This is a genomic window from Streptomyces sp. NPDC056361 (genome assembly GCF_042262805.1).
In the GTDB taxonomy this organism is placed as follows: Bacteria; Actinomycetota; Actinomycetes; order Streptomycetales; family Streptomycetaceae; genus Streptomyces.
Map to the genome: position 1 here is coordinate 1 of NZ_JBHJQI010000242.1, position 7,248 is coordinate 7,248.

Annotated in this window: 8 protein-coding genes and 1 rRNA gene; all 9 read left to right on the forward strand. The window is 71.5% G+C overall.

What is annotated here, in order from left to right; genetic code table 11:
* Window positions 1-88: ribosomal RNA gene (rrf, locus tag ACFCY7_RS39000) — 5S ribosomal RNA — on the forward strand; the annotation flags it as partial.
* Between the two features lie 67 nt (window positions 89-155).
* A complete protein-coding gene (locus ACFCY7_RS39005) occupies window positions 156-803 on the forward strand; it encodes an HAD family hydrolase (RefSeq protein WP_376490831.1) in 648 nt (215 codons plus the stop codon).
* A gap of 43 nt (window positions 804-846) precedes the next feature.
* Window positions 847-2,049: an MFS transporter gene (locus ACFCY7_RS39010; RefSeq protein WP_376490832.1), complete on the forward strand. Its 1,203-nt coding sequence runs from the start codon at window positions 847-849 to the stop codon at window positions 2,047-2,049.
* Window positions 2,018-3,193: an acetoin utilization protein AcuC gene (locus ACFCY7_RS39015; protein WP_376490833.1), complete on the forward strand. Its 1,176-nt coding sequence runs from the start codon at window positions 2,018-2,020 to the stop codon at window positions 3,191-3,193. Before ACFCY7_RS39010 ends, ACFCY7_RS39015 begins: the two co-directional genes overlap by 32 nt.
* Before the next feature lie 213 nt (window positions 3,194-3,406).
* Window positions 3,407-4,222 carry a phosphatase gene (locus tag ACFCY7_RS39020; protein ID WP_376490834.1) on the forward strand — a complete coding sequence of 272 codons (816 nt, stop codon included), beginning with the start codon at window positions 3,407-3,409 and terminating at the stop codon, window positions 4,220-4,222.
* 127 nt (window positions 4,223-4,349) lie between these two features.
* Window positions 4,350-4,559: a helix-turn-helix domain-containing protein gene (locus ACFCY7_RS39025; protein WP_376490835.1), complete on the forward strand. Its 210-nt coding sequence runs from the start codon at window positions 4,350-4,352 to the stop codon at window positions 4,557-4,559.
* 164 nt (window positions 4,560-4,723) lie between these two features.
* Window positions 4,724-4,822, forward strand: a complete 99-nt coding sequence (locus tag ACFCY7_RS39030; protein WP_003948845.1) for a 30S ribosomal protein bS22 — start codon at window positions 4,724-4,726, stop codon at window positions 4,820-4,822.
* A gap of 139 nt (window positions 4,823-4,961) precedes the next feature.
* Window positions 4,962-6,047 carry an NAD-dependent epimerase/dehydratase family protein gene (locus ACFCY7_RS39035; protein ID WP_376490836.1) on the forward strand — a complete coding sequence of 362 codons (1,086 nt, stop codon included), beginning with the start codon at window positions 4,962-4,964 and terminating at the stop codon, window positions 6,045-6,047.
* Window positions 6,048-6,063: 16 nt separating this feature from the next.
* Window positions 6,064-7,110: a lysophospholipid acyltransferase family protein gene (locus ACFCY7_RS39040; protein ID WP_376490837.1), complete on the forward strand. Its 1,047-nt coding sequence runs from the start codon at window positions 6,064-6,066 to the stop codon at window positions 7,108-7,110.
* Window positions 7,111-7,248: the final 138 nt, after the last annotated feature.

Consider the following 7,248-nt stretch of genomic DNA (forward strand, 5'->3'; position numbering starts at 1 on the left):
CGGTTACATTCCGAACCCGGAAGCTAAGCCTTTCAGCGCCGATGGTACTGCAGGGGGGACCCTGTGGGAGAGTAGGACACCGCCGAACAATCATTAGCCTCAACCCCCGGACTTTGTCCGGGGGTTGAGGCATTTTTGCGTTCTAGGCTGTGGTCATGCGATACGACTTGGTCATCTTCGACAACGACGGTGTGCTCGTGGACAGTGAGCCGATCTCCAACACGCTGTTGGCCGGCTATCTGACGGAGCTCGGGCACCCCACGACGTACGAGGAGTCGGTGCGGGACTACATGGGGTCGGCGATGCACCGGATCCACGAGCTGGTCGAGGAGCGGAGCGGGGAGCGGCTGCCCGAGGACTTCGACGAGACGTTCCACGCGCGGGTCTTCGCGGCGTTCGAGCGGGAGCTGGAGGCGGTGGCCGGGGCCGGGGACGTACTGAAGGGGCTGGCCGAGGCCGGGGTTCCGTACTGCGTGGCGTCGTCGGGGAGCCACGAGCGGATTCGGGTGGGGCATCGGAAGACCGGGCTCGACGCGTGGTTCCGGGACGGGATCGTGTTCAGCGCCGAGGACGTCGGCCGCGGGAAGCCGGCGCCGGACCTGTTCCTGCACGCGGCCGAGCGGATGGGGGTGGCGCCCGAGCGGTGCGTGGTGGTGGAGGACAGCCGGCTCGGGGTGCAGGCGGCGCTGGCGGCCGGGATGGACGTGTACGGGTTCACCGCGATGACGCCGGAGGAGAAGCTGGCGGGGGCCAAGGGCTTCTTCAGGAGGATGGACGAGCTCCCCGCGATTTTGGGGACGTGATCCATCTACCCAGCGGTAGTTTCCGGCCGTACGCTGTGCCGCCATGACGGATGCGCGGTTGCGGCGTGGGCGGGGATCCCTGGCGGTCAGTTTCTTCGTGCAGGGGGTCACCTTCGCCCTGCTCGTGACACGAATACCGGCGATCCAGGACCGGTACGGGATCTCGGACGGGCTGCTGCCCGCGTTCCTGGCCGCCGTGCCGATCCTGGCCGGGGTGGCGAGCGTGGTGACCGAGAAGGTCGTCGCGCGGGTGGGGCCGGCGGTGGTGTTGCGGTGGGCGCAGCCGTTCGTGCTGCTCGCGCTCCTGGCGGTGGGGGTCGGGTCGGAGCTGTGGGCGGCGGCGGTGGCCCTCGGGCTGTTCGGGCTCGTGGTGGGGGCCCTGGACGCCTCCATGAACATGCTGGGGGTGAGTCTCCAGCGGGCGTACGGGCGGAGCATCATGCTCGGCTTCCACGCCTCGTACAGCCTCGGGGGGATCGCGGGGGCGTCGCTGGCGTGGGTGGGGGCGCACTGGCACCTGTCGCTGTTCACGTCGTACCTGCCGGTGGTGGCGGTGCTGCTGCCCGTCGCGCTGGTGGGGAGCCGCTGGTACGTGGCCGGTGGGGACGGGCCGGTGGAGGAGGCGGGGGAGAGCAAGGGGAGCGGCGGGATCGCGTTCCGGCTGCTGCTGCCGCTGTGCCTGGTGATGACGTTCGCGTACATCGGGGACTCGACGGTCTCCAACTGGAGCGCGAAGTACCTCCAGGACGTGCTCGGCAGTTCGGAGGAGCTGGCGACCGTGCCATACAACGCGTACATGGTGACGACGCTGCTCGGGCGGGCCGTCGGGGACCTGGGGGTGCGGAGGCTCGGAGCCGTGGTGGTCGTGCGGGGCGGGGCGGTGCTGGCGGCGCTGGGGTTCGCGCTGGTGGCGGTGGCGCCGGGGGCGTGGGCGGGGATCGCCGGGTTCACGGTGCTGGGGTTCGGGCTGAGCGTGATCGTGCCGCAGACGTTCGCGGCGGCGGGCCGGTTGTTCCCGGGGAACAGCGACGCGGCGGTGGCGCGGCTCAACGTCTTCAACTACGTGGGATTCCTGATCGGGTCGCCCCTGGTGGGGGCGCTGGGGGACGCGTGGAGCTATCGGGGGGCGATGGTGGTGCCGATGGCGCTGGTCCTGGTGACGGTGGTGTACGCCACGTCGTTCGGCGCGCGGGAGGCCCGATACGGTGGCGGGCATGAGCGGCCGCGCACTGTTGATGTGGGATGAAGCTGTCACGCAGTACGACTTCGGGTCCGAGCATCCGATGGATCCGGTACGGCTCGCGCTGACGATGTCGCTGGTGCGGGCCTTCGGGCTCGACCGGGCGGTGGACGTGGTGTCGGCGAAGCCGGCCGGGGAGTCGACGCTGCGGCTGGTGCACCGCGAGGACTACGTCGCGGCGGTGCGGGCGGCGTCGGCGGATCCGCGCCGTGCCGACCAGGCGTACGGGCTCGGCACGGTCGACGATCCGGCGTTCGCCGGGATGCACGAGGTGTCGGCGCTGATCGCCGGGCAGTCGGTGGGGGCGGCGGAGGCGGTGTGGCGCGGGGAGGCGGCGCACGCGGTGAACTTCGCGGGCGGTCTGCATCACGCGATGCCGGGGTCGGCCTCGGGGTTCTGCATCTACAACGACGCGTCGCTGGCGATCGCGCGGCTCCTCGAGCTGGGTGCGGAGCGGGTCGCGTACGTGGACGTGGACGTGCATCACGGGGACGGGGTGCAGGCGGCGTTCTGGGAGGACCCGCGGGTTCTGACGGTGTCGCTGCACGAGCATCCGCGGACGCTGTTCCCGCAGACGGGGTGGCCCGAGGAGACGGGTCCGGCGGGGGCCGCCGAGGGCGGGGCGGTGAACGTGGCGCTGCCGGCCGGGACGGGGGACGCGGGGTGGCTGCGGGCCTTCCACGCGGTGGTGCCGGAGCTGCTCGCGGACTTCCGGCCGCAGGTCCTGGTGACGCAGCACGGGGCGGACACGCACTTCGAGGATCCGCTGGCGCACCTGGCGGTGTCGCTGGACGCGCAGCGGGCGGTGCAGGAGGCCTGTCACGAGCTGGCGCACGAGTACGCCGACGGGCGGTGGCTGGCGCTGGGCGGTGGCGGGTACGCGGTGGTGGACGTCGTACCGCGGTCGTGGACGCATCTGGTGGGGATCGCGGCGCACGCTCCGGTGGATCCGGAGTCGGTGGTGCCGTCGTCGTGGCGGGACGAGGTGTACGCGCGGACCCGGCAGTTGGGGCCGGCGCGGATGACGGACGGGCGGTGGCCGGTGGGCTTCCGTGACTGGGCGGAGGGGTACGACCCGGCGGACCGGCTCGACCAGGCGGTGCTCGCGACCCGGAAGGCGGCGTTTCCGCTGCGGGGGCTGCTCGCCTGAGGCGTCGCGTCGGGTGCGGGGCTGCTCGCCCGAGGCGCGTCTCGGGTGGGGGCCGCTCGCTTCGGGCTTCGCGTGGTCCGCGAGGCTGCTCGCGCGGGGCTTCGCGTCGTCTCGGTGTGGGCCGCGGGAACGTCCGCGTGGGTGTTACGCCGACTGTGCGGTGTCCGGGTGGTTTCGACTCCGGGGCGAGGGGGTTCCGGCAGCATCGGGTGGGTGTTGAGTACCGGGGCGCTGCGGGCGCATCTGTTGGCGGCGGGGTTGGCGGGGACGGTGGCGACGTCGCGGGAGGAGAGCCTGCGGAGTTACCGGCTCTTCGCCGCGCGGGATCCGCGGGTGCTGCTGGGGCTGGATCCCTCGTGGGGGTGGGGTGAGGCCGATCTGCTGCGGCTGATGGCCGACAAGTGCGGGGTGTCGGGGGATCCGGCGCACCGGTCGGGGCCGGACGTCATCGATCCGGAGCGTACGTTGAGGGGGCTCGACGCCTTCGCCGCGCGGTTGGGGGCGGCGGCCGCGAGGCGGGTTCCGGTGCTGTTCGGGACGGGGCATCCGCATCGTCTGCTCGGTTTCTACGCCGCTCTCGCAGACGCCTTGTCGGCGGCGGGATGTCTTGTTCTCACACCGGCGCAGGGGAGATGTGTCGACATAACGACCCGGTTCGGCGTACGCACGTACCTCCTCGACTACGTACGGGGGGTCGCGCTGGTGCGAGAGCCCGGGCCGTCGGGGGGAGGGCGTGAGCCGGGGGCGCACTCCCACTCGCCGCTGCCGGTTAGGGCCGCTCTCGAGAGCGCCGCCGAGGGTGGCGGCCCGCTGCCGGAGCTGGTGGTCGGGGATCACGGATGGGTCTGCGGTGCTGGTCAGCTGGGTATCGAGGCCATCGGTCTCGCCGATACGGATGATCCGGCACTGTTCGTCGGTGAGGCCGAGGGGCAGGTGTCGGTGGCCGTTCCGCTTGATGACGGCGTGCGCTCCGACTACTACCGGCCCCTCACGCGCTATGTACTCAATCGAGCGTGTCTGTCACGGTAAACGGCCGATGGCAGCTCCTCTTCCCCACTCGTACCACCCGCCCCTAGTCTGGAGAGTGAGCGCTCGGCGACGAAGAGTCACCGGAGGGGAAGCCGGTGTGCGTCGCGGCGGAAGGTACAGGTGGGTCATGGCTGCTGGCGAACGACCTCTCAACGAGGTCAAGTTTCTGACCGTGGCGGAAGTCGCCGCGGTGATGCGCGTCTCGAAGATGACCGTGTACCGCTTGGTGCACAGCGGTCATCTGCCGGCGATTCGGGTGGGCAGGTCCTTCCGGGTGCCGGAACAGGCGGTTCACGAGTACCTGAAGGAGTCCTTCGTGGGGGTGGGGACCGCGTAGCGAGCGCGCGGGAAGAACGCCGGGAGAGCTCGGTGCGGCCCTCGGATTACAAGCGAGGTGCTCGGGGCGGTAGGCTAGGCCGACGTAGGTCGTGTGGGCCCAGACGCCCCGCACCGATCCCCGCCGGGAGGCGGGGATGTTCCGAGAAGTGAGCGAGGGTAGTCGTGGGCTCTGTTATCAAGAAGCGGCGCAAGCGGATGGCGAAGAAGAAGCACCGCAAGCTGCTCAAGCGCACGCGCGTTCAGCGTCGCAACAAGAAGTAAGGCGACAGCTGCACCGCAGTATTTGGTGCGTCAGACGTGGCCCTTCACCGTTCGCGGTGGAGGGCCGCGTTTTTTATTGCGCCGAAATCTCGAGGCGCTACGGTGGCGACCAACGGAAGACGGACGGAAGGCGCTGATCTTGGGCAAGGTCGTGCTCGTCACCGGTGCCGCACGGCATCTCGGCGGCCGCTTCGTGCGGCGGATCCAGCGGGACCCCGAGGTGGAGCGGGTCATCGCCGTGGACGCGGTCGACCCGGAGCACCGGCTCGGCGCCGCCGAGTTCGTCCGCGCCGACATCCGCCGGCCGGAGATCGCGAAGGTCCTCGCCGAGCACGACGTCGACACGGTGGTCCACCTGGACGTCACCGGTACGGCGCTCGGCGCCGGCGGCCGGACGTCGGTCAAGGAGACCAACGTCATCGGCACCATGCAGCTGCTCGGCGCCTGCCAGAAGTCGCCGCGGATCAGCCGGCTGGTGATCAAGTCCAGTACGAGCGTCTACGGCTCCGCGCCCCGCGACCCGGCCGTCTTCACCGAGACGACCGCCGCGAAGTCGCTGCCGAGCGGGGGTTTCGCGAAGGACGCAGTCGAGGTCGAGGGGTACGTGCGGGGCTTCGCCCGGCGCCGGCCGGACGTCGCCGTGTGCGTGCTGCGGTTCGCGAACATCCTCGGGCCCCGCATCGACTCCCCGCTCGCCGAGTACCTGGCGCTGCCGGTGCTGCCGACCGTCCTCGGCTACGACCCGCGGCTGCAGTTCGTCCACGAGGACGACGTGATCGACGTGCTGCGCCTGGCGGCGCACGAGCCCCGCAGGGCGACCCTGAACAGCGGCACGTTCAACGTGGCCGGGGACGGGGTGCTGCTGCTGTCCCAGTGCGCGCGGCGGCTCGGGCGGCCGACCGTGCCGGTGCTGCTGCCCGCGGTCACCTGGGTGGGGACGGCGCTGCGCACGGTCGGGATCACCGACTTCGCTCCCGAGCAGATCCGGCTGCTCACGCACGGCCGGGTCGTGTCGACGGTCCAGACGCGCGAGGTCCTCGGCTTCTCGCCGCGGCACACCACGGCGGAGGCCTTCGCCGCCTTCGCGCGCGGCCGCGGGCCGGGACTGCTGCCGCCGGAGACGCTCGCGGGCGCGGTGGACCGGCTCGCCGGGCGGCTGCTCGGGGCCGCGGCCTCCTCCGCCCCATCCGTAACCCCTGTTCCCCCTGTTCACGACGGCGCCTGAGGAGACCGGACAAGCGATGGCGGACGCCAAGGTCATTCCGTTCGACGACGACCGCTCGCGGGCCCGGCGGCGGCCCGACCGGGCCGACGGCGAGACGGCGGCCGTACGGGCCCTCCCGGGGCCGCAGACGGGCGCCCGGGCGCCGGGGGAGGCCCAGGCCGTGACGGACCCGCAGAGCGGCGACGACGGCGCCGGGGCGGCGGAGGGCACCGGTGCCGGCGGCGGTGGCTGGGAGCGGCGGCTGGCGGGCGGGCTCGCGTTCCTGCGGCGGCGGATCACCGGCGAGTACGAGGTCGACGAGTTCGGCTACGACGAGGAGCTCACCGACCAGGTCCTGATGTCGCTGCTGCGCCCGCTGTACGAGAAGTACTTCCGGGTGGAGGTGAAGGGCGTCGAGAACATCCCGGCCGACGGCGGGGCGCTGATCGTCGCCAACCACTCGGGGACCCTGCCGCTGGACGGGCTGATGATGCAGGTCGCCGTCCACGACCACCATCCGGCCGGGCGGCACCTGCGGCTGCTCGCCGCGGACCTGGTCTTCGTGCTGCCGGTCGTCAACGAGCTGGCCCGCAAGGCGGGGCACACGCTGGCCTGCGCGGAGGACGCGGAGCGGCTGCTGCGGGCCGGCGAGATCGTCGGGGTGATGCCGGAGGGCTTCAAGGGCATCGGGAAGCCGTTCGGGGAGCGGTACAAGCTCCAGAGGTTCGGGCGGGGCGGCTTCGTGTCGACGGCGCTGCGGGCGGGGGTGCCGATCGTGCCCTGCTCGATCGTGGGTGCCGAGGAGATATACCCGATGGTCGGGAACGCCAAGACCCTGGCGCGGGTGCTCGGCCTGCCGTACTTTCCGCTGACCCCGACGTTCCCGTGGCTGGGGCCGCTCGGTGCGCTGCCGCTGCCGACGAAGTGGACCATCCAGTTCGGTGAGCCGATCCCGACGGACTCGTACGCGCCGGAGGCGGCGGAGGATCCGATGCTGATGTTCAACCTGACGGATCAGGTGCGGGAGCAGATCCAGCACACGCTGTACAAGCTGCTGGTGCAGCGGCGGTCGGTGTTCTTCTGAGCGGTGTCCGTGTGACCCGGTGTCCGTCCGACCTCCCGACCGTGTTCCTCCGGTCGGGTGGTCGGACGGGCGGTGTTTCCGGGCCAGAAGGAGGGGCGCCCCCCCTCCGCTGTCTCATATTCACAACTGTCGCTGCCG